This is a genomic window from Mycobacterium sp., from assembly GCF_035623875.1.
Classification (GTDB): Bacteria; Actinomycetota; Actinomycetes; order Mycobacteriales; family Mycobacteriaceae; genus Mycobacterium.
Map to the genome: position 1 here is coordinate 1 of NZ_DASPSP010000240.1, position 20,678 is coordinate 20,678.

General features: G+C 65.2%; 17 protein-coding genes and 1 pseudogene. 8 read left to right on the forward strand and 10 right to left on the reverse strand.

The features are described 5' to 3' along the window. Together VEI45_RS26505 and VEI45_RS19535 are read right to left on the reverse strand one after the other, a co-directional pair. Window positions 1-113 (reverse strand): annotated as a pseudogene (locus VEI45_RS26505) (hypothetical protein); the annotation flags it as partial. 190 nt (window positions 114-303) lie between these two features. After that, the gene (locus VEI45_RS19535; RefSeq protein WP_324856177.1) at window positions 304-795 is read right to left on the reverse strand and encodes a carbonic anhydrase; all 492 of its coding nucleotides are present in this window, start codon (window positions 793-795) and stop codon (window positions 304-306) included. A 251-nt stretch (window positions 796-1,046) separates the two neighbouring features. On the opposite strand from VEI45_RS19535, the gene VEI45_RS19540 reads away from it, so the two are divergent. From VEI45_RS19540 to VEI45_RS19555, 4 genes are read left to right on the forward strand one after another with little or no spacing between them, the layout of a single operon-like run. Further along, window positions 1,047-2,024 (forward strand): ABC transporter permease, encoded by a 978-nt coding sequence (locus VEI45_RS19540; RefSeq protein ID WP_324856178.1) that lies wholly within the window; start codon window positions 1,047-1,049, stop codon window positions 2,022-2,024. A 23-nt stretch (window positions 2,025-2,047) separates the two neighbouring features. Beyond that, window positions 2,048-2,983 carry an ABC transporter permease gene (locus tag VEI45_RS19545; RefSeq protein ID WP_324856214.1) on the forward strand — a complete coding sequence of 312 codons (936 nt, stop codon included), beginning with the start codon at window positions 2,048-2,050 and terminating at the stop codon, window positions 2,981-2,983. After that, window positions 2,980-4,827 carry an ABC transporter ATP-binding protein gene (locus tag VEI45_RS19550; RefSeq protein ID WP_324856179.1) on the forward strand — a complete coding sequence of 616 codons (1,848 nt, stop codon included), beginning with the start codon at window positions 2,980-2,982 and terminating at the stop codon, window positions 4,825-4,827. Before VEI45_RS19545 ends, VEI45_RS19550 begins: the two co-directional genes overlap by 4 nt. A 10-nt stretch (window positions 4,828-4,837) precedes the next feature. Next, window positions 4,838-6,499, forward strand: coding sequence for an ABC transporter family substrate-binding protein (locus VEI45_RS19555; protein ID WP_414687537.1), 1,662 nt, complete (start codon window positions 4,838-4,840; stop codon window positions 6,497-6,499). 27 nt (window positions 6,500-6,526) lie between these two features. Here the strand turns inward: VEI45_RS19555 and VEI45_RS19560 are convergent, their stop codons facing one another. Beyond that, the gene (locus VEI45_RS19560) at window positions 6,527-9,142 is read right to left on the reverse strand and encodes an ATP-binding protein (RefSeq protein ID WP_324856180.1); all 2,616 of its coding nucleotides are present in this window, start codon (window positions 9,140-9,142) and stop codon (window positions 6,527-6,529) included. Further along, window positions 9,139-10,305: an exonuclease SbcCD subunit D gene (locus VEI45_RS19565; RefSeq protein WP_324856181.1), complete on the reverse strand. Its 1,167-nt coding sequence runs from the start codon at window positions 10,303-10,305 to the stop codon at window positions 9,139-9,141. The genes VEI45_RS19560 and VEI45_RS19565 overlap by 4 nt, the downstream gene beginning before the upstream one ends. Window positions 10,306-10,542: 237 nt before the next feature. Between VEI45_RS19565 and VEI45_RS19570 the strand changes: the two genes are divergently transcribed. Continuing rightward, window positions 10,543-11,049 (forward strand): histidine phosphatase family protein, encoded by a 507-nt coding sequence (locus tag VEI45_RS19570; RefSeq protein WP_324856182.1) that lies wholly within the window; start codon window positions 10,543-10,545, stop codon window positions 11,047-11,049. A gap of 23 nt (window positions 11,050-11,072) precedes the next feature. Here VEI45_RS19570 and VEI45_RS19575 read toward each other — a convergent pair whose 3' ends face one another. The 3 genes from VEI45_RS19575 to VEI45_RS19585 all read right to left on the reverse strand — a co-directional run bounded on the left by VEI45_RS19575 (window position 11,073) and on the right by VEI45_RS19585 (window position 12,939). Then, on the reverse strand, window positions 11,073-11,510 hold the full coding sequence (locus VEI45_RS19575) for a hypothetical protein (RefSeq protein ID WP_324856183.1): 438 nt from the start codon (window positions 11,508-11,510) through the stop codon (window positions 11,073-11,075). A gap of 326 nt (window positions 11,511-11,836) precedes the next feature. Continuing rightward, the gene (locus VEI45_RS19580; protein WP_324856184.1) at window positions 11,837-12,394 is read right to left on the reverse strand and encodes a DUF3558 domain-containing protein; all 558 of its coding nucleotides are present in this window, start codon (window positions 12,392-12,394) and stop codon (window positions 11,837-11,839) included. Then, on the reverse strand, window positions 12,391-12,939 hold the full coding sequence (locus VEI45_RS19585; RefSeq protein ID WP_324856185.1) for a DUF3558 domain-containing protein: 549 nt from the start codon (window positions 12,937-12,939) through the stop codon (window positions 12,391-12,393). Before VEI45_RS19585 ends, VEI45_RS19580 begins: the two co-directional genes overlap by 4 nt. A gap of 172 nt (window positions 12,940-13,111) precedes the next feature. On the opposite strand from VEI45_RS19585, the gene VEI45_RS19590 reads away from it, so the two are divergent. Together VEI45_RS19590 and VEI45_RS19595 are read left to right on the forward strand one after the other, a co-directional pair. Then, on the forward strand, window positions 13,112-14,866 hold the full coding sequence (locus tag VEI45_RS19590; RefSeq protein WP_324856186.1) for an ABC transporter ATP-binding protein: 1,755 nt from the start codon (window positions 13,112-13,114) through the stop codon (window positions 14,864-14,866). Continuing rightward, window positions 14,863-16,761 (forward strand): ABC transporter ATP-binding protein, encoded by a 1,899-nt coding sequence (locus tag VEI45_RS19595; RefSeq protein WP_324856187.1) that lies wholly within the window; start codon window positions 14,863-14,865, stop codon window positions 16,759-16,761. Before VEI45_RS19590 ends, VEI45_RS19595 begins: the two co-directional genes overlap by 4 nt. 6 nt (window positions 16,762-16,767) lie before the next feature. Here the strand turns inward: VEI45_RS19595 and VEI45_RS19600 are convergent, their stop codons facing one another. Both VEI45_RS19600 and VEI45_RS19605 read right to left on the reverse strand, forming a co-directional pair. After that, window positions 16,768-17,343 carry a hypothetical protein gene (locus tag VEI45_RS19600; protein ID WP_324856188.1) on the reverse strand — a complete coding sequence of 192 codons (576 nt, stop codon included), beginning with the start codon at window positions 17,341-17,343 and terminating at the stop codon, window positions 16,768-16,770. Window positions 17,344-17,614: 271 nt separating this feature from the next. Continuing rightward, entirely contained in the window at window positions 17,615-18,748 is a 1,134-nt protein-coding gene (locus VEI45_RS19605; RefSeq protein WP_324856189.1) for an adenylate/guanylate cyclase domain-containing protein, read from the reverse strand. Window positions 18,749-18,787: 39 nt separating this feature from the next. On the opposite strand from VEI45_RS19605, the gene VEI45_RS19610 reads away from it, so the two are divergent. After that, window positions 18,788-19,282 (forward strand): DNA-deoxyinosine glycosylase, encoded by a 495-nt coding sequence (locus VEI45_RS19610; RefSeq protein WP_324856190.1) that lies wholly within the window; start codon window positions 18,788-18,790, stop codon window positions 19,280-19,282. Here the strand turns inward: VEI45_RS19610 and VEI45_RS19615 are convergent. Continuing rightward, the gene (locus VEI45_RS19615) at window positions 19,277-20,668 is read right to left on the reverse strand and encodes an amidase (RefSeq protein ID WP_324856191.1); all 1,392 of its coding nucleotides are present in this window, start codon (window positions 20,666-20,668) and stop codon (window positions 19,277-19,279) included. The two genes, VEI45_RS19610 and VEI45_RS19615, sit on opposite strands and share 6 nt — an antisense overlap. Between the last annotated feature and the right edge of the window lie 10 nt (window positions 20,669-20,678).

The window sequence follows — 20,678 nt, forward strand, 5'->3', positions numbered from 1 at the left end:
ATGTGGATGGCCTCGGCCTCCAGCGAGCGCAGATGGCTCAGTTCATATTGCCCGGGGACTGGGCGGTGGTCGTTTACCCTCGCCGCTGGGCTAGTCGCCACTTGACTGGTCATCAACCCTCAATTCCATGTAAAGTTGGTAGAAATGGTCAACTTTATAAGCATTACCATGTATGGAACCAGCATGGTCCGCCGTTGTCAATGAAGTTGGATGAAAAAGTCCCCCGCAAGCGGGTGGGGGCGTGCCCCCAGCAAAAGCCCCCGACACGCCGAAGCGCCGGGGGCTTTTGCCTCTGGTGGCCGGTTAGAGCGTCACTTCGTTGAGCTTGCCGGTTGCGACGTCGAAGATGAAGCCTCGCAACGACTCGTGCTTGGTGACGAACGGACTGTTTTCGATGCGGCGCAAGGACTGCCGAACGTCCTCCGCAAGGTCGGGGAAGGCCTCGGCCGCCCACGGCGGCTTGACGCCGGTCTCTTCCTGGATGGCGTGCTTGAAGTCGTCGTCGCTGAAGGTGAGCATCCCGCAGTCGGTGTGGTGAATCAGGATGATCTCCCGGGTTCCCAGCAACCGCTGGCTGATGGCGAGCGAGCGAATCGCATCGTCGGTGACCACCCCACCGGCGTTTCGGATGACGTGTGCCTCGCCCTCCTTGATTCCGAGCAGGCGGTAGACGTCCAACCGGGCGTCCATGCACGCCACGACCGCCACATGTTTGCTCGGCGGCAGCGGCAGCGGGCCCTTGAAGGAACCTGCATATTGGGCGTTGTGGGCCAAGTAGTCATCGGTAACCGTCACGCCAATCTCCTTGTGTCACAGTGTCGTTTGCTGCACGGCCCCAACCCAAGTGCGTGATTCTAACAATCAGCGGACAGATTTTCACCGGTCCGGATCAGACCGATCAGAAGGGCTCAGATGGGTAGGGCGGTTGAGCGCGGTGGTCCGGGACGGCCCGCGCGCTGCCTAGCTGCGCCTTTGGGCCGCCCCAGCGACTTGGCAGATCAGATCTTTTACCCTGGCCCCATGCGAGACAGGCAGGGCTGGCAGGCATGATCCGCTTCCTGCTACGTCGCCTGCTCAACTACCTCGTGCTGCTGGCGCTGGCCTCGTTCCTGGCCTTCTGCCTGGCCTCGGTGACGTTTCATCCGCTGGACAGTTTCATCGAGCGTCACCCACAGCCGCCGGCTGAGGCTATCCACGCCAAAGCCGTTGAGCTCGGCTTGGACAAACCCGTGCCCATCCGTTACGCGGAATGGGCGGCCGGCGTGGTCCGGGGCGACTTCGGTACGACGGTGACCGGTCACCCCGTCTCCCAGGAGTTGTGGCCCCGAGTTGGAGTCAGCGTTCGGCTGGTGCTGATCGGTTCGCTGGTGGGCACTGTGGCCGGCGTAGTCCTGGGAGCCTGGGGAGCGGTCCGTCAGTATCGGCTGAGCGACCGCGTGATCACCGTACTGTCGCTAATCATTCTGAGCATCCCGTCATTCGTGCTGGCCGGGCTGCTCATCCTGGCCGCGCTGCGGGTCAACAACCTCGCCGGGGTGCGGTTCTTCGCATACACCGGGGAAACCTCGCCGATTCCGCCCGGCGGTATCTGGGACCAGTTCGTCGACCGCGCTCGGCACATCGTGTTGCCGAGTCTCACGCTGGCCCTGGGCACGGCCGCCAGCTTCAGCCGGTATCAGCGCAACGCGATGCTGGACGTGCTCGGCGAGGATTTCATCCGGACCGCGCGGGCCAAGGGCCTGACCCGCCGGCGTGCGCTGTTCAAGCACGGCCTGCGTACCGCGCTCATTCCGCTGGCCACGTTGTTCGCCTACGGAGTGAGCGGGCTGGTCGTCGGTGCGGTGTTCGTCGAAAAGATCTTCGGCTGGCACGGCATGGGCGAGTGGGTGGTGCAGGCCATCTCGAGTCAGGACACTCACATCGTCGCGACGATCACATTGTTCACCGGTGCGGCGCTGTTATTCGCCGGGCTGTTGTCCGACGTCATCTATGCGGCGTTGGACCCGAGGGTGCGGGTGTCATGACACGCGCCGGCGACGACGCGCTGATGACGCAAGAGACCACCACGGACACCACCCCGCTCCGCGTGGGCATCAAGCCGACCACCTTCACCTCGCGACGAAGCCTGGTGATACATCGCTTCACGCGCAACAGACCCGCCGTGGTGGCGTTGATTTTGCTGGTGGTGCTGTTCGTCGGCTGCTACGGGCTGCCGCCGCTACTCCCCTACGACTACACCTCTCTGGACTACCACCGGCTGCTGCAGCCACCATCGTTCAAGCACTGGTTCGGCACCAACACGCTCGGCCAGGACCTGTTGGCCCGGACGCTGCGCGGTATGCAGAAGTCGATGCTGATCGGTTTCTGCGTGGCACTGATATCGACCAGTATCGCCGCCACCGTCGGATCGATTGCCGGCTACTTCGGCGGCTGGCGTGACCGGGCGCTGATGTGGCTGGTCGACCTGCTGTTGGTGGTACCAGGCTTCCTGATAATCGCGATCATCACTCCGCGCATCAAACAGTCGAGCAGCATGCTGTGGCTCATCGTGCTGCTCGCGATCTTCGGTTGGATGGTCAGCTCCCGCATGGTGCGCGGCTTGACTATGAGCCTGAGACAACGCGAATTCGTCCGTGCGGCAAGGTTTATGGGCGTGCCCAACCGCCGGGTGATCATGCGCCACATCCTGCCGAACGTCGCCTCGATCCTCATCATCGACGCGACCCTCAACGTTGGCTTCGCGGTCCTGGCCGAAACCGGGCTGAGCTTCTTGGGATTCGGCATCCAACCGCCCGATGTGTCGTTGGGCACGCTGATCGCCGATGGCACCCCGTCGACCACGACGTTCCCCTGGGTATTCCTGTTCCCGGCCGGAGCGCTGGTGCTGATCGTGTTGTGCGCCAACCTAACCGGAGACGGCCTGCGGGACGCGTTGGATCCGGGCAGCCGATCAGCACGCCGCAAGATGCGGCTCCGGAGGTGACCGCCCTGCTCGAGGTGGCGGATCTCAACGTCACCTTCGATACCGGAGACGTGCGCGTGTCCGCGGTGCGCGGCACGAGTTACCACATCGACCCCGGCGAAGTGGTCGCCATCGTCGGGGAATCCGGTTCGGGCAAAACCACTGCCGCGATGGCAGTCGTTGGATTACTGCCCGAACACGCTGACGTGTCGGGATCGGTGCGGCTACACGGTGACGAGTTACTCGGGTTGCCTGACCAGGCGATGTCACGGATTCGCGGCAAGTCGATCGGCACCGTGTTCCAAGACCCGATGTCGGCGCTGACACCCGTCTACACCATCGGCGACCAGATAGCGGAAGCGATCAAGGTCCACAACCGCGAGGTCAGTCGAGCGGGTGCCCGCAAGCGTGCCGTCGAGCTGCTCGAACTGGTCGGGATCGTGCAGCCGCAAAGCCGGGCAAGGGCTTTCCCGCACGAACTGTCCGGCGGCGAGCGCCAACGGGTGGTGATCGCGATCGCGATCGCCAATGATCCCGACCTGCTGATCTGCGACGAACCGACCACTGCGCTGGATGTCACCGTGCAGGCGCAAATCCTCGACGTGCTGCGAACTGCGCGCGACGTCACCGGCGCCGGTGTACTGATCATTACCCACGACCTGGGTGTGGTGTCTGAGTTCGCCGACCGGGCGCTGGTCATGTACGCCGGCCGTCCGGTCGAGATCGCAGGAGTCGAAGAGCTTTACCGTGACCGCCGGATGCCGTACACGGCCGGGTTACTGGGCTCGGTGCCGCGACTGGACTCCCCGCAGGGCACCCGGCTGGTTCCCATCCCGGGCGCACCGCCGACGATGACGTCGCTGCCCGATGCCTGCCAATTCGCACCCCGCTGTCCGCTGGCGATCAGCGAATGTCGCACTGCGGAACCCGATCTGGTGACGATTCGAGACGGTCACGCGGCGGCGTGCATCCGCACCGACGAGGTCGCGGGCCGTAGCGCGGCCGAGATCTATCACGTGTCAACGCAACCCGTTGCGATCGAGAACGCCGCGGCTGATCCGCCGGTGGTCGTGCAAGTCACCGACCTTGCCAAGACCTACCCGCTGACCAAGGGCGTCGTCTTGCGCAGACGGGTGGGCGAGGTGCGTGCTGTCGACGGGGTCAGTTTCAGCGTGAAGCAGGGCCGCACTTTGGGCATCGTCGGCGAATCGGGTTCCGGCAAATCGACCACGTTGAGCCAGATTCTCGAGCTCGCCACGCCCCAGGCCGGTGTCATCGAGATCCTCGGCGAAGACGTCGCAGCCCTCGATACCGCCGCCCGTCGCAAACTGCGGACCGAACTGCAGGTGGTGTTTCAGGACCCGGTGGCGTCGCTGGATCCCCGGCTCCCAGTGTTCGACATCATCGCTGAACCGTTGGTTACCAACGGGTTTGACAGATATCGAAGCGAGGAACGGGTCGCCGAGCTGCTGGACATCGTCGGACTGAACCACGACGACGCGAGCCGCTACCCCACCGAATTTTCCGGCGGCCAGAAACAGCGGATCGGGATCGCGCGGGCACTCGCCCTGCAGCCGAAGATCCTTGCGCTCGACGAGCCGGTTTCTGCGCTCGACGTATCGATTCAGGCCGGCATCATCAATCTGCTGCTGGACCTGCAGAGCCGATTCGGGTTGTCTTATCTGTTTGTGTCGCATGATCTTTCCGTAGTCAAGCACCTGGCTCACCGGGTGGCCGTGATGTACCGGGGAAAGATTGTGGAGCAGGGCGATGGCGACCAGGTGTTCAGCAACCCGCAGCACGAGTACACGCGGCGGCTGTTGGCCGCGGTCCCGCGCGCGCACCCGGATGTCGCGGGTGGTTAGCATCGTCTCGATGATCCGCAGGCTTGCGCTGCTGGTGACGCTGATGGTGTGCGTGATCGTCACGGGCTGCTCGGACGGTTACAAGGACGTTGTCGGGCGGCGGGCGGTGCGAGTCGGCACCACCAGCGACGTCAACCCCCGAGACCCGGCAACGCTGCGCGACGGCGGCGACCTGCGGCTCGCGATCAGCTCGTTCCCACCGAACTTCAACGAAATGAACATCGACGGCAACACCGCCGACATCGCTTCGATTGTGTCGCCGACGCTGCCGGGGGCGTTCATCACGCTGGCCGATGGGTCGCCGAAACTCAACACCGACTACTTCACCGGTGCTGAGCTCACCAGCGCGAGCCCGCAGGTCGTCACATTGACGATCAATCCGAAAGCGGTGTGGACCGACGGCACCCCGATGACCTGGGAGGACATCAAAGCTGAGGTCGACGCCTGCAGTGGCCGCGACAAGCGCTACTTGATCGCCAGCAAGGCCGGATTCGAGCGGGTGAAGTCGGTGACCATGGGCGTGGATCATCGCCAAGCGGTGGTCACCTTCGCCCAGCCCTACGCGGAGTGGCGCGGGATGTTCGCCGGTGGCATGCAACCTCGCAGCATGACCGAGAAGCCGGACGTGTTCAATAAGGGCCAGCTCGACGCCCCGGGGCCGTCGGCCGGGCCGTTCGTTGTGTCGAGGATCGACCACAGCGCGCAGCGGATTGTGCTGACCCGTAACCCGCACTGGTGGGGCCGCAAGCCGCGGCTGAACTCCATCACTTTCCTGGTGCTCGACTCCTCCGCCGTCATCCCCGCACTGCAGAACAACGCGATCGACGCGGCGGGTGTGAGCACGCTCGACGACACGGTCACCGCCGAGCGCACGCCGGGCGTCGTCATCCGCAGCGCGCCGGCACCGACCTGGTATCACTTCACCTTCAACGGTGCACCGGGATCCATCCTGTCCGACGACAAGCTGCGGCTGGCGATCTGCAGAGGCATCGACCGTCAGGCCATCGTGAATGTCGTCCAGCATGGCCTGACCGATGATCCGACGCCGCTGGACAACCACATCTACGTCGTCGGCCAGAAGGGCTACCAAAACAACAGTGCGCCAGCCGCTTACAATCCCGACCAAGCCCGCAGAGACCTCGATGCGCTGGGCTGGAAGCTCGACGGAACAGTGCGGGAAAAGGAAGGCAAACAGCTCGTCGTGCGCGACGTGCTGTACGACTCGCCGGCCGCCCGGCAGATCGCGCTGGTCGCCCAGCAGAACCTGGCGCAGATCGGTGTCAAGCTGGTGCTCGACGTCAAAGCGGGCACCGGATTCTTCAACCAGTACGTGAGCGTCGGTGACTTCGACATCGTGCAATTCGGTTGGGTCGGTAACGCTTTCCCGCTGTCCGCGCTGCCGCAGATTTACACCTCGGACGGTGAGGGCAACTTCGGCAAGATCGGTAATGCCAGCATCGACGCCAAGATCGATCAGACGCTGTCGGAGCTGGACGAGAACGCGGCGCGCGACATGGCTAACCAGGTCGACGCGATGATCTGGCGGGAGGGCTTCAACCTGCCGCTGTTCCAGTCGCCCGGCGACATCGCCGTGCGCACCAACCTGGCCAACTTCGGCGCGCCCGGGCTGGCCGATGTGGATTACACCGCGATCGGATTCATGCGGGACTGAGGCATTCGGCGTTGTGGGCGAGGATCGCTACGCGCACAATTCGATTCGTTGCGCGCCCTTGACGCCGTCGTATCGAGCTGGAGTACAAGTCAATACGATGACCTGCCCGCGCTCGCCCAGTGTGTCGAACACCTCGGCCATCTTGGCCAACCGCTCTGGGTCAGAGAAGCCAAGTGCATCATCGATCAGAATCGGGACGGCGTCCTCTTTGGCGACTAGCGCTGCTCCCGCCAGCCGCGCCAGGATGCCGAGCTGCTCCTTCGCCCCACCCGACAGTGATTCATAGGGCACGGTGCAACCGTCGAGAGTGCGGTTGAGGATGCACAGATCGGTGTCGATATCGACTTCGAAACTAGGGCCAAAAACCGGACGCCCGAGTCGCTGCAATTCGGCGCGGAACGGCTCGACATAACGCAACCTGGTGATGTCGCGGTGGCGGACCATCACCGACCGCAGCAACTCGACGGCGCGGGCTCGACTACCAACCCGGGCGTGCTCGCTTCGGGCGTGTTCGCACTTGGTCTCGGCGGCATCGAGCTTGCCCTTGCGGCCCTCGGTGCCGAAGAGTGTTAGCTCGACGTCGATCTCGTGCAGAGTGCGGGCGATCTCGTCGTGGCGGATTTGCAATGCCTCGGCCGCCGTGCTGGCGTCGGCCAGTTCGGCGGCGACGGTGTCGGGTGCCGCGGCGGCTAGTTGTTCGGACAGCTCGGCGACCCGACCGTTAGCGGTTTGCGCGGCCCGCAGGTCGTTGTCGGCGGCGGCCCCCAGTTGCTCGTCGGTGACGGTTGCGCGCTGCTGGCCCAGCCGGTCAGCGACAGCCGCCAGCTCGGCACGCTGGCTAGCCAGCTTGTCGTTCGCAAGGGTTGCCTGCGTGGATATTTCGGTGAGCTTCGCCACCGCCAGTGCCGCGACCCGGCGGTGCGTCTCGAGGTCGGCGCTCGCCGTGACGCGGACGGCGTCGGCCTCTTCGAGCTCGCCACGGGCCGCGGCGGCATTCATCGAGATGTCGTCGGCGTGCGCCTTGGTACGCAACTCGGCAAGCCTCGAGCGCAACTGCTCGACCTCGTCGTCACCGCACAACCCGGTCAGGGTCGCGGTCAACTGGCTGCGGCCGTTCACCAGTTCGCGCCGGCGCTGATCGGTAAGCCGTGCCGCTGCCACGTCGGGGACCTGCGCCGCTGCCAGTGCGACGAACAAATCTTGTTGGGCTGCCGCGTATTCAGCCTGAATATCGAGTGCCGTCGCGCCCGGAGTGAACCGCGCGGTCAGGACACCGGGCACCTCGACCTCGGTGGCGCCGCCCGCGGTGGTCGACCAGCTCTGGCCCGCGGGCAGCGACACCCGCTGGTCACCAATGACAAGTTCGATGTCCGCGGCCGCAACGAATTCCACCGTCGCTGATACCAACGCGAGTTGGCCCTCGACTCGTTCGACGGTTGCAGCGGCTCGCTCGATCTGCTGAAAAAGATTGTCGGTCAGCGCAATTGCCGATAGCTCATCGCAGATCAGGTCACGATCGCGCTGGGCGGCGTCGATCTTGGCGAGCCGGGCTGTCAACCGGTCGGCCTCGTCGCGGCGAGCCAGCTCGTCAACGATGCGCCGAGCCGTTTCGGCTCGCTGTTGGGCGGCGGAAAGGCGCTGGTTGGCATCCTCGACCACGGCATCGGCCGCCACGGTGACTTCTTGTGCCGTCGCCTGCGCTTCGGCGGCTTCACCGGCTTGGGCTTCCAGGGTCGCGACCGTGGCTGCGCGCGTGTCGGTTTCGGCCCGTAGCCGTTGCCGTTCGGTGTGCGCGCCTTGCGATGACGTGCTGGTCGCGGCCGCGGCGGCAGCGATCAGCTCTGCCTCGCGTACCTGTTCAATGAGCTGAGCGATCTTGTCGGCAGCGGCTTGGGCGGCGGCCCGCCGGACGGCGGCCGCCTGCTGACGCGGCGCCAAATCGGCCAGCTCGGTGCTCAGCGCCGCATGCCGGTGTACCCGCTCATCGACCTCGGCGACGGCCGCGGCGCACCGCTGCACCTCGTCCTCGGCGTCGCGCAGCGCGACGATGGCCGTGGACCACTCCCCCGTGACGCGACCGGTCGGAGTGAAGTAGCGGCCGTACTCGGCGTCGATCCGTTCGAAGAGCAGCGGCTCGGTGCCCGACAGTGCGGCGGTGTCCCCCGCCGCCACATCGAGTGCCCGGGTCAGCGCGTCGCAACCCGAAAGATCCACCGCCGCCGTCGCCGCTGCCTGCAATACCCGTTGGGCATGCCAGAGCTCGGTGTCGACGGTCTCGGCCAGCATGGCTTGTACTCGGTCGTGTGCCTCGTCACCGCTGTGTTGCTCGCGGCGTGGCTCCAGGACCGTCAGCTGCGTCTCACACTTCTTGTGGAAGCGCTTGCGGTAGACGAAACGATAAGGGCCAGTGCTGATCTCGGCTGTGACCTCGGATCCGACGTCGGCGTTGGTCGGCTTGACCTGCTTGACTTCTTTTTTTGTCGAACGGTCCTTGGATTCCAGCAGCAGGTCCAGCGCCTCGATCATCGACGACTTGCCGATTTCGTTGGCGCCGGACACCACGACCACGCCGTGGTCGGGGAATTCAATCTCACGGTGGTCGATGCCGCGGTAGTTCTTCAGGACCAACCGGTGTAACTTCATGCCGCACCTCGCCCGTGGTCGGTCAGCCGCAACAGCAGCGCCAACGCTGCCTGCGCGTCGCCAGCAGACTCGGGATCCCCGGTGCGCGCCGTCTCGACCAGTTCGTCGACAGCCGCGGCAGCGAAGCCACCGATGCCCAGGTCGGTGAACTCGCCGTCGGCCGGTATGACTGCCAGATCGCTGTGGCTGTCCCACACCCGCAACGACGCGAACAGCCGCGAGTACTTGTCCAGGCAGGCGTCCAGGGCAGCCCGATCGGTGACCGTCAGTGAGCCAATCAGGGCCAGCCGCAACACCGTTCGGTCCTTGTCCGGCATCAGATCCAGGTTCAGATCCAAGTCGGCGATGTCGCGGCTGTTGTCCACTTGACGGCTCAGGGTGCTAAACCGCCAGCGACCAACTTTTCGCGCCTCGACGGTGACCGGACGCTGAGGATCATCCTCGTCGAGATCAACGACCAGCACCTGGCCGGGATCGCGTTCGACGTCGTCGTAGTTGGTGACCTCCGGGGAGCCCGAGTACCACACGCGTCGGCTGCTGCCGACTTCGCTGACCGAATGCTTGTCGCCCAGCGCCACATAGTGCACCGCGCCGCGGGCCAGCGCCTCCTCCACGCCGGCCAGCCGGATCAGCGAGGGCTTGGTGGGATCGGGGTCCAGCACATCGACGCCGCCGTGGGCAACGAGCACCCGGGCGACCCCGTCGGCCGGCACGCCCTCAAGATCCCTGAGCACGTCGGTAACCAGGTCGCTCGTCGGCGCTTTGGATCGCCATGGTGCCGCGACGATCTGCAGGCCGGGCCGGACCTGGTGGACGCCGGGCCGATCGAGCACCGTCACGTTGGCCGGGCATTCGGCGGTGAACAGCGCACTGGTGTACACCGATGACGCATCCAGCGGATCGTGGTTGCCGGGCAGCAGGTAGACCGGAACCTTTATGGCGCGCATCGCTTCCAGCGACTGACTGATCACTTGCTGCGCCAGCTGGTTGTGCTCGAAGACGTCACCGGCAACCACCACGAATTCGGCGCTCACATCGGCTGCCAGTGGACCCAGACCGGCTACTGCGTCGCGGCGGGCCGCCGAGTACCGCGGCTGCGCTTCACCCGCGAGAAAGTGACGGGTCATGCCGAGTTGCCAGTCGGCGGTATGCACGAATCGCATTGCGATCCCGTCCCTTCTGCTTCATGTCCGGCCGGTCTGGGACCGGGCATCGCGAGTGTAGGACTCGGCGCCGACAAGTCCGGGGACCTCAATCGGCAGGTCCGACATTCGTCGGAAGTCGACCAGCGCGCGCAGCCTCAGCGACATGCAACAGTCACATCAGCCACATCAGTCCCGGGGAGGGGCAGTGCGTTGTGCCCGCCTATTAGCGAAAGTGCTGCCGGTAACCTCGATCGCGTGAGCGACCAAAACCGCACCCTGGTGCTGCTGCGGCATGCGAAGTCCGCGTATCCCGACGGCGTGGCGGACCATGACCGGCCACTCGCACCCCGTGGACGGCGCGAAGCCGGGTTAGCAGGCGGCTGGCTGCGCGCGAACCTGCCTCCGATCGACGCGGTGCTGTGCTCGACGGCCTCCCGGACTCGGGAAACCCTGGCGCACACCGGCATCGACGCACCGGTTCGCTACGTGGACCGGCTCTACGACACCGTGCCCGGCACTGTGATCGACGAGATCAATCACGTCGGTGACAACGTCGCGGTCCTGCTCGTCGTCGCACACGAGCCGACCATGAGCCAGGTGGCATTAGGCTTGGTTGGCACCGATAGCTCCAACACCGCTGCGGCCGAACGTATCTCAACGAAGTTCCCGACCTCGGCGATGGCGATACTACGACTCAAGTGCAGCTGGAAGGACCTCGAACTCGGGTCCGCCGAGCTAGTCGATTTTCACGTGGCGCGCTGACTCGATCGTCTCCTGGGCGTTGATCACTTCTTGCAGATCTCGATGCTTGCCTTGATCTTCTCGTCGGTGCTGTGCCCCAGCTCTTCTTGAGCGAACTGCGACGCGCCACTCAGGGAGCCGATGGAGAGCTCTTCGAGATTCGTACCCAAGTCGTTGACTGACTTCGCGAGGTCGGGCGGGGTCGCAGGGCTCTGACTCACCTGGTCGCGAAGGAAAGCGCCGCCAGAGTAAAACGCAAAGTTTCGGGCAGTCGCGATCGAGAGCGCTCCGATCGGTCCGCCGTTATCCGGGTTCTTCAGGTGCGAAGTCTTGACCACCGCTCTTTCGACGATGCCGAACGCTTCACAAATGTGCTTTTTCGCGTCTTTGGTTTGTTGATCGCTGTAAGTCGACGAGACGCTCTTGTTTGGGTAGAACCACCCCACAACGGCAACGCTCGTGGCGATGACGGCAAGCACCAAGGCCGCGAGTGTGGCCCACCGCGACAACTTCGACACTCGCGGGGCGGAAGAAGAATCTTTGGCATGTGACACCGGCGTGCGCTCGGCGGCCGGCTCTCCGGCGGCGTACTCAGGCGAAGGTCCAGAAGCGAATTCGGTATCGTCCGCCGAGGAGGTTGGCTCAGTGGGAAAGGTCTCAGGCATTGGACGATGGTATCGTTCAGCGATGCGACGGCAACTTTGGCACTAGTCAGCAATCTCGCGGGCCACAACTCTTAGCTGGTCAAAGCCCTATCGACCACTCATCAGAAAACTGATGCGTGGAAACAACCGCTTCACCGCAGAAGTTAGGAGTTCGTGGAGAGCGTCAGCTCCATGAGCTTGATGGCCTGTGCGCAGGCGTCGATACCGGGCGCCTGCGGATTGACCCACCACCCGACCACGCCCGCGGCGTCGCTGGCGACACCACACGAGCCGTTGGGGTCGTTGGGCCGCATCACGATCGACGCCACACCGGAGATCGATCGGTTTTCGATCTGATACTTCAGGTTCTCGGCAACCTTGCGCTCGTTGTCGAGGCTGCCTTGCTCAAACCAGAACCGGGTGATGTCGATCAGGCCGCCCGGATTGGCCGCCTGCCAGCGGCATATCGCGCCGACGAAGGTGCTCTGAATGTCTTGGGGATCGGCGCCCACCGTCTTGGCCAGGACGTCGGTGGTCAGCACCTCACATTCCTTCTGTAGGTTGGGGTACTGCTGCTCGGAATTGTTGTTACGCGGCTCCTCGCCCATGCCCGCTTTTCGCGCGGTGCCCGCCACCGACCTCGTGCAGCCGGTCAATACGGATAGCGCCGTGGCCACGACGGCCACACCGACCAGGACCCGATGACGCGCGGTGGCACTCATTTCGAGTTCGCAATCGACTGGCGCGCAAGTTCTTTGGCGACGTTGCAGGCATCGGGGAAGGGCTTCTGACTGAAATTCACCGACCATTCGATGAAATCGTCGCCGAACTGAATCCCGACCTCGCATAGCGAGTCACCCAACGTCGGATCGTTACCGATGGCGACGAAGCCGCTATGGCCGCTGATGTTGATGTCCTCCACACTCGACCGCGACAACTCCTCGGTCTTGCGCTCGCGGCCGATCGGGCTCCCCCGATACCAGGAGAAGGAGAAATGCGGCCCGAGAATGCCCCCGCCCGCAAGCCACTGGCAGCCCACGGAATTCTTGGCGGTGTTGACCAACCCGGTCACCTGCGTCAGGTTCGTCACCGTCTCGTCGCTGATACCGCCGCACTGCGGGAAGAACGGACCGTGATGCCCTTGCCCAGAGGCCGGCCCGGACGACTCGGTCGACTGCGATTGGTTAGAGCCGGATTGGGAGCACGCGGCCACCACTGGAATCAAAGTCGCTGCCGCCAGGGCCAGCGCCGCCACGTTACGCCGCACGGCTACGCGAACCTTCTGGTGTTCACAGGATGCACTGTAGCGGCAGCTCCTTGGGGCAACCATTGCACACGCGGTGACCTGTAGCTTCTTATCAACTAGCGGGCCTGGTGGCCGCACGAACTGAGCGGCCATCGTCACGACCCGACGTCTGGCGGTGTGCAACAGTTACCAAATGCTCCTGGCACTGCTGCGCCAGTACGTCCGGCCGTACCGACGCCTGGTCGCGGCCGTGATGACGCTGCAGTTGGTGAGCACCCTGGCTTCGCTGTACCTGCCGACGGTGAATGCCACGATCATCGACGACGGCATCGCCAAGGGTGACACCACCACCATCGTCAAGCTCGGCGGGGTGATGTTCGCGGTCACCGCGCTGCAGGTGGTGTGCTCGGTCGGCGCGGTCTACTTCGGCTCCCGGACCGGGATGGGGTTCGGCCGGGATCTCCGCTCGGCGATGTTCCATCAAGTCACCACGTTCTCTGAGCACGAGACCGCCCGGTTCGGCACGCCATCGCTGTTGATCCGCACCACCAACGACGTCCGCCAGCTCCAATTCCTAGTCCAGATGACCTGTACGGTGCTGGTCACCGCCCCGATCATGTGTATCGGCGGAATCCTGATGGCCATCCACCAAGACGCCGGGCTGTCGTGGCTGCTGCTGGTCAGTGTCCCGGTGCTGGTCGTGAGCAACTACTGGATCGTCGGGCATACGCTGCCGATCTACCGCAGCATGCAGAGGTTGATCGACAACATCAACCGGGTCATGCGCGAGCAGCTGTCCGGCGTGCGGGTGATCCGGGCATTCGCCCGTGAACCTTTCGAACGTCAACGGTTCGCGGAGGCCAACCTCGCATTGTCGAACACCGCGCTGAGCGCGGGCAATTGGCAGGCGTTGATGCTGCCGGTGACCACCTTGACCATCAACTGCTCCAGCGTCGCGCTGATCTGGTTCGGCGGCTTGCGCATCGACAGCGGACGGATGCTAGTCGGCTCCCTGATCGCGTTTCTCGTTTACTTCGCGCAGATCCTGATGGCGGTGATGATGGCGACGATGACCTTGATGGTGTTGCCGCGGGCCTCGGTGTGCGCGGAACGGATCAACGAGGTGTTGTCGCTCCCTCCAGCCGTCAGTAGTCCGGAGAATCCGGTGCGGCCGGCCGCAGGCGTGCGAGGCGTGGTTCGACTCGACGGCGCGACATTCCGCTACCCCGGTGCGGATCGCGCTGTGCTGCAAGATATTTCTCTGACTGCGCTACCCGGCACCACCACCGCTGTCGTCGGCAGCACCGGTTCGGGGAAGTCGACGTTGGTGTCGCTTATCTGCCGGCTCTATGACGTGACCTCGGGCGCAGTCCTGGTCGACGACGTCGACGTGCGTAACCACGACATCGAAGAGCTGTGGTCGGGTATCGGGCTGGTGCCTCAGCGCGGCTACCTGTTCTCCGGGACCGTCGCCGACAACCTGCGCATGGGCGCGGCTCCAGGACAGGAAATAACCGAGGAAGAGATGTGGGACGCGCTGCGGATCGCGGCCGCTGACCAATTCGTCCGGGCACACGATGACGGGCTGCAGATGCGGGTTGCTCAGGGCGGTGTCAATTTCTCCGGCGGACAGCGGCAGCGGCTGGCGATCGCGCGGGCAGTGATCCGCCGTCCGGCGATCTACTTGTTCGACGACGCGTTTTCCGCACTCGACGTGCACACCGATGCGCGGGTGCGCGCCGCGCTGGCGGAGATCGCGACCGATGCGACGGTGATCGTTGTCGCGCAACGTATCTCGACGGTCGTCCAGGCTGACCAGGTGATCGTCGTCGACGACGGGCGCGTGGTCGGTGCAGGCACGCACGAATCGTTGCTGGCGGATTGCCCCACCTATCGGGAATTCGCCGAATCGCAGTCGATGGACTCTCGCGTGGGAGGGCAGCGGTGACAAGCACGTTGCGGCGCACTCCCCAGTACCCGAATCAGCGGTCCCGCGACTTCCACGGGTCTGCCGTCCGTCTGGTGAAGCGCCTGGCACCGCAACGGCGAACGGCCGTCGCGGTGATCGTGTTGGGCGTCGCCGGAACGGTCATCGGCGTCGCGGTTCCGCGGATCCTCGGCCATGCCACTGATCTGCTGTTCAGTGGTGTGATGGGCCGGCAGCTACCCGCCGGCATCACCAAGGCTCAGGCTGTCGCGGCCGCGCGCGCCCGTGGCAACAACACCTTCGCCGACCTGCTGTCCGGGATGAATGTGGTCCCGGGCCGCGGTGTCGACTTCGGCGCGGTCGCCCGAACTCTGGTCTTGGCTTTGGTCATGTATCTGGTTGCAGCGCTGCTGGTTTGGGCACAGGCCCGGCTGCTGAACGTGACGGTGCGGCGAACGCTGCAGGCGCTGCGCGCCGATGTCGAGGAGAAGCTGCACCGGCTGCCGCTGGCCTACTTCGATTCCCGACAGCGCGGCGAGGTGCTCAGCCGGGTCACCAACGACATCGACAACCTGCAGACGTCGCTGTCGATGACGATCACCCAACTGCTGTCCGCGGTCCTGACCGTGGTGACGGTGTTGGCGATGATGCTGACCATCTCGCCGCTGCTGACCGGGATCACCTTGCTGACCGTGCCGCTGGCGCTGGTGGTGACCCGGGCGATTGCGCAACGCTCACAGCGACTGTTCGTCGCGCAGTGGACCAACACCGGCCGGCTCAACGCCCACATCGAAGAGACCTACAGCGGTTTCACCGTGGTCCGGACGTTCGGCCGGCGCGCTGCGGCCGAAGACCAGTTCCGTCGGCTCAACGACGATGTGTACCAAGCCAGTTTCGGAGCACAGTTCATCTCTGGTCTGGTGTCGCCGGCGACGGGGTTCATCGGCAACCTCAGCTACGTGGCGGTGGCCGTGGTAGGCGGCGTGCAGGTGGCGACCGGACAGCTCACGGTCGGCAGCATCCAGGCGTTCATCCAGTACGTCCGCCAGTTCAACGCGCCGATGAACCAAGTGGCGTCGATGTACAACACCCTGCAGTCCGGCGTGGCCAGTGCCGAGCGGGTTTTCGACCTGCTGGATGAACCCGAAGAATCACCGGACCGCGAACCATTACTGCCCTCGCCCAACGGCGAGGGGCCAACCGGGCGGGTGGAATTCGACCATGTGAGCTTCGGCTATCGCCCCGGCACCCCGGTGATCGACGACCTCTCCTTCACCGCCGAACCGGGCAGCACGGTGGCGATCGTCGGACCGACCGGGGTGGGCAAGACCACGCTGGTGAACCTACTGATGCGCTTTTACGACGTCGACTCCGGCCGAATCCTGGTCGACGGCATCGACATCGCGACGATCAACCGGCAGTCGCTGCGATCCCGCACCGGCATGGTGCTGCAAGACACTTGGCTGTTCGGCGGGACGATCGCGGAGAACATCGCCTACGGACGACCCGACGCCAGCGACGACGACGTGATCGACGCGGCCAAGGCGGCTCACGTCGACCGGTTCGTGCACACCCTGCCCGACGGATACCAGACCCGGGTGAACGACGCCGGCAGCAACATCAGCGCGGGCGAGAGGCAGTTGATCACCATCGCACGGGCATTCCTGGCCCGGCCGCAGCTGCTGATCCTCGATGAGGCGACCAGCTCGGTGGACACCCGCACCGAGCTGCTGATAGCGAAGGCCACCCATGAGCTTCGTCGTGATCGGACAAGTTTCCTTATCGCGCATCGTCTTTCGACGATCCGAGACGCCGATGTGATCCTGGTGATGGAGTCGGGCAAGATCGTCGAGCAGGGCAACCACGCCGAGTTGATGGCCCGCCGCGGTGCGTATTACGCGATGACTCAGACCTAAAGCAGGCTAGAGCTCAGGGCCCTCCGCACGCAGGTCGTCGACCGCCGACATGGCGTCGCGCAGCTTGGCCAGCCACTCTTCGGTGTGCTCGCCGACCAGTTTCACCGACCAGGCCAGCGCATCGGAGCGAGACCGGGCCACGCCGGCGTCGACCAGCGTGTCGAGGACCTGCCGCTCCGGCTGCTTTAAACGCGTCATGACCGGAACCGCGATGTGGGTGAACAAGATCCGCTCGCCACCGACCTCGACGCCCCAGGAAACCTTGCGGCCGTAGCGGTCTTGCGCCTCATCGGCGATGTTCATCCGCTCCGACCGGGTCTCCTCGCGAAACCGCGAGACACGACCCGACGCGCGAGCTTCGCTTTCTTCCGTCGCGGTTTTGTCCGCGCTTTCGGGATCAGGCAGCTTGCCGATGACCGTGATCTCCTCGCGGTCGACGACGACGGTCGGGTCACCGTCGAACCAGGCGTCGGGCAAGCGCCCGGCGAACCAGTCCGCGGCGTCGCTGGCATCGGGTTGGCCGGCTTGCTGCCAGCCACCGGGGCGGCCGTAGCGCCGCCCGTGTCCATGATGGTACTTCATGCTTACATCATTACACCGTTTCATCGCTTGCAGAAGTGGGTTTCGCCGGCAGCGAACGTCAGGCCGCCGTCACGGCTCTCGCCGGTCGCCTGACGCGGTCGGCCGAATACCACCCGATATGCCGAAAACCGTTGATATGACCGGTACAGAGTTGTAGCTTTAGGAGCGAAGCAGGCCCGGAAAGCGACGAATTCCAAAGAGCCGGTCAACGGAGTGAAAACCGGCCGCGCAGGATGTATGAGACGCCTCCCAGCGTCCGCCGGGCCTGCCCCTATGTGGTCTCGGTGACGCCGTCGCCTCGTCGGGCCCGGAAAAGTTTCACATCACCCTTGATGCCCTTGAGGCGACGCGCTCCTGCGAACGACCAACCGAAGCCCGCGTCGTCGCCAAGCTCGTCCCGCGTCGATTCGGCGGCCAGCACTGTCCCGGGCCGGGCCACCGCCGTCACCCGGCTGGCCGTGTTCACCGGGCTGCCGAACCAGTCCCCGGCCCGGCTGACCGCAGGCCCCGACGCGATGCCCGCCCGCAGCCGGGGGAAGTCGTTGTCGCTGTCGGTGATTTCGACGAGCTTGAGCACCGCATCCAGCAGCGGCGCGGGGTCGCTGCAGACGAACATCACCGCGTCGCCGATCGTCTTGATGAAGCGCACCGGTGGGACCGCCACGTCGCGGGCGAGGTCGGCCAGCCGGTTGGCCAGTTGCCCCAGCTCCTCGGCCGGCACCTCTTCGCCCAGCCGAGTGAAGTCGACGAGATCCGCGAACGCGACAGTGACCTGCCGCGCACCCGGCAGCGGCTTACCGGCCGCTCGCTCGCTGGCGTTGACGGCTTCGGTCTCCATCATGTGCCGCAGCTGCATGAACAGCATGTCGTCGATCATCGGCCCGAGCAACGGCACAATGCGGGTCACCAACGCCTGGGACGCCTGGGCAATCTCCAGTTCGGTCGCACCGGGCCGCAGGATGGTCGACAGCGCCGTGTATCGCATCACCTCGGCGGCGTGCGAAAGCCCCTCGGCGAGAACGCGAACGACTTGCACAACGTCGTCGGGATGAATGCCGAGCTCCAGGAACGCCTCCGCGTGAGCGGCCGCGGCGCCGTCGGCGCGCAGATGCACAGCCGCGTCCGGATCGTCGACGCGCACCAACCCGATGGCGCGTTGCACGCGTTGCAGGAATTCGAGGTCGATGCCGGCCGCTTCGCTGATCTCCCGCGTCGAGACGTAATCTCCGTCGTCACCCATCAGCCGGCGCGACGCCGCCAGCATGGGAATCGGTGAGCCCTGGATCTCGTCGGCGGTGATGCCCTGATCGAGCAGCCACTCGATCAGCTCGGCGCGCTCGGCACGCGCCTCGCCCTCCAGCCCGCTCAGCAGCTCTTCGATCTCCGGGTCGACGTGAGCGTCCACGTCGCCAACGTATAACGCGGCGGGGGATCATGTCAGTCGATGACCACACCGCTTCTGGAAGGGTTCGCGCCCGTCGTCGACGCCGGCGCCCGGCTGCTGATCCTGGGATCGTTCCCCAGTGTGCAATCGCTGGCAGCCGGCCAGTACTACGGCAATCCGCGAAATGCGTTCTGGCCGATCACCAGTGCACTGTTCGGCTTCGACGCGCAGGCAACCTACGAAACCCGCTTGGCCGCATTGCAATCCCACGGCGTGGCGCTCTGGGATGTGCTGCACAAGTGCCGCCGCGCCGGCAGCTCAGACGCCAAGATTGACCCAAAGAGTCTAGTGGTCAACAACTTTAGGCAACTATTCGCCGCTTACCGATGCATCACGCGGGTGTACTTCAACGGGCAGACTGCAGACAGGCTGTTCCGCCGACTGGTCCACACCGACGCGCCGGTCAGCTACCAGCTGTTGCCGTCCACCAGTCCGGCGCGGGCGATGCCGCCGGGCAAGAAGCTGGACGCCTGGCGGGTGATCGCGAGGTCATGACACCGGCGGGCGCCGATGCGCCCACGGCCTCGCCGACTCGATCTGCGCACTCAGCGACACCAGCGTCGCCTCGTCGCACGGGCGGCCGACCAGCTGAACCGAGACCGGAACGCCGTTGCGATCAAGCCCCCATGGCACAGCGGCGGCCGGTTGACCGGTGAGATTCCAGATCTCGAAGAACGGCACCCGTCTCGACACCAGCAGCAAGCTCGAGATGGCGCCGCGGCGTTGGTAGGCGCCGATGCGGGACGGTCCGGTGGCATTGCCGGGTGTGATGACGACGTCGACATCGTCGAAGATCGACTGAATCCGGGCGGTCAGCGCCGACTCCGCGGCGCGCACGGCCGCCATCCGCCGCTCGGACAGCAGCGACCCGATGCGCGCCATGTTGCGGGTCCGCGCCTCCAAGCGGTCCTGGTGCGGCAGCGAGCGCACGTCGTTGTAAATACCCCGGAAATAGCGCGGCAGAACGTTGGCGTAGATGGCTGCCGGCGGATAGTCGGGGTCACGGACGACGACATCGTGACCAAGCTCGCGCAGCAGCGCACCCGCCTCATCGACCGCCGCCCGTTGCTGCTTGCCGACATTGACGACCAATGGCGGCGGCACCTTGGTGCTCAACGCAATTCGCAATCTGCCGGGCTCCCGAGCGGCGGCGCCGACGAATCCGCCGTCCGGGCCGGGCATGGTTGTCGTGACATCCAGAAACAGCGCCGCGTCTTTTACCGACCGCGCGATCGGGCCGTTGACGCTCAGCCCGCACCAGGCGTCGTGGTGCGGCGCCAACGCGACCCGATCGCGTTGCGGCTTGATCCCGAACAGGCCGCACCAGCCCGACGGGATGCGAATTGAGCCAGCACCGTCGGAACCCAACGCGAGGGGCGCCAGTCCGGCGGCCACCGCGGCACCACTACCGCCGCTGCTGCCGCCTGGGGTGAGCGCGGTATCCCACGGGTTGCGTGTCGCTCCGAACGTCAGCGACTCGGTGTACGGCAACATCATCATTTCCGGCACAGTGGTTTTGCCGAGAATCACCGCACCCGCCGCGCGCAGCGCGCTGACCACCTCCGCGTCGCGGGTTGCCGGCGTCGAGACGGCGCTGCTGCCGTAAGTCGTCAACTCGCCGGCGACGTCGACGTCGTCTTTAATCGCGACCGGGACGCCGAGCAGCGGCAGCCGCTCGCCGGCATCGAGGCGGTGCTGCGCGGCCTCGGCCTCCTGACGTGCGGCGTCGGCGAAGACCACGCGATAGCTGCGCAGTTGCGGATCCAGCCGCGCGATCCGTTCCAGGTAGATCCCGAGCAACGCCGGCGCGGTGACCATGCCCTCGGCCAGCATCCGCACCTGTTCGGCCGCTCCCGCAAAGGCCACATCTCTCACGTCCACGTCGAGGCAG

What these genes read in the sequence shown, in the direction of transcription:
- VEI45_RS19540 (WP_324856178.1), top strand. Translation starts at nt 1,047, where the DNA reads ATGATCCGCTTCCTGCTACGTCGCCTGCTCAACTACCTCGTGCTGCTG.
- VEI45_RS19545 (WP_324856214.1), top strand. Translation starts at nt 2,048, where the DNA reads ATGACGCAAGAGACCACCACGGACACCACCCCGCTCCGCGTGGGCATC.
- VEI45_RS19555 (WP_414687537.1), top strand. Translation starts at nt 4,838, where the DNA reads ATGATCCGCAGGCTTGCGCTGCTGGTGACGCTGATGGTGTGCGTGATC.
- VEI45_RS19560 (WP_324856180.1), bottom strand. Translation starts at nt 9,142, where the DNA reads ATGAAGTTACACCGGTTGGTCCTGAAGAACTACCGCGGCATCGACCAC.
- VEI45_RS19565 (WP_324856181.1), bottom strand. Translation starts at nt 10,305, where the DNA reads ATGCGATTCGTGCATACCGCCGACTGGCAACTCGGCATGACCCGTCAC.
- VEI45_RS19580 (WP_324856184.1), bottom strand. Translation starts at nt 12,394, where the DNA reads ATGAGTGCCACCGCGCGTCATCGGGTCCTGGTCGGTGTGGCCGTCGTG.
- VEI45_RS19590 (WP_324856186.1), top strand. Translation starts at nt 13,112, where the DNA reads ATGCTCCTGGCACTGCTGCGCCAGTACGTCCGGCCGTACCGACGCCTG.
- VEI45_RS19600 (WP_324856188.1), bottom strand. Translation starts at nt 17,343, where the DNA reads ATGAAGTACCATCATGGACACGGGCGGCGCTACGGCCGCCCCGGTGGC.
- VEI45_RS19610 (WP_324856190.1), top strand. Translation starts at nt 18,788, where the DNA reads ATGACCACACCGCTTCTGGAAGGGTTCGCGCCCGTCGTCGACGCCGGC.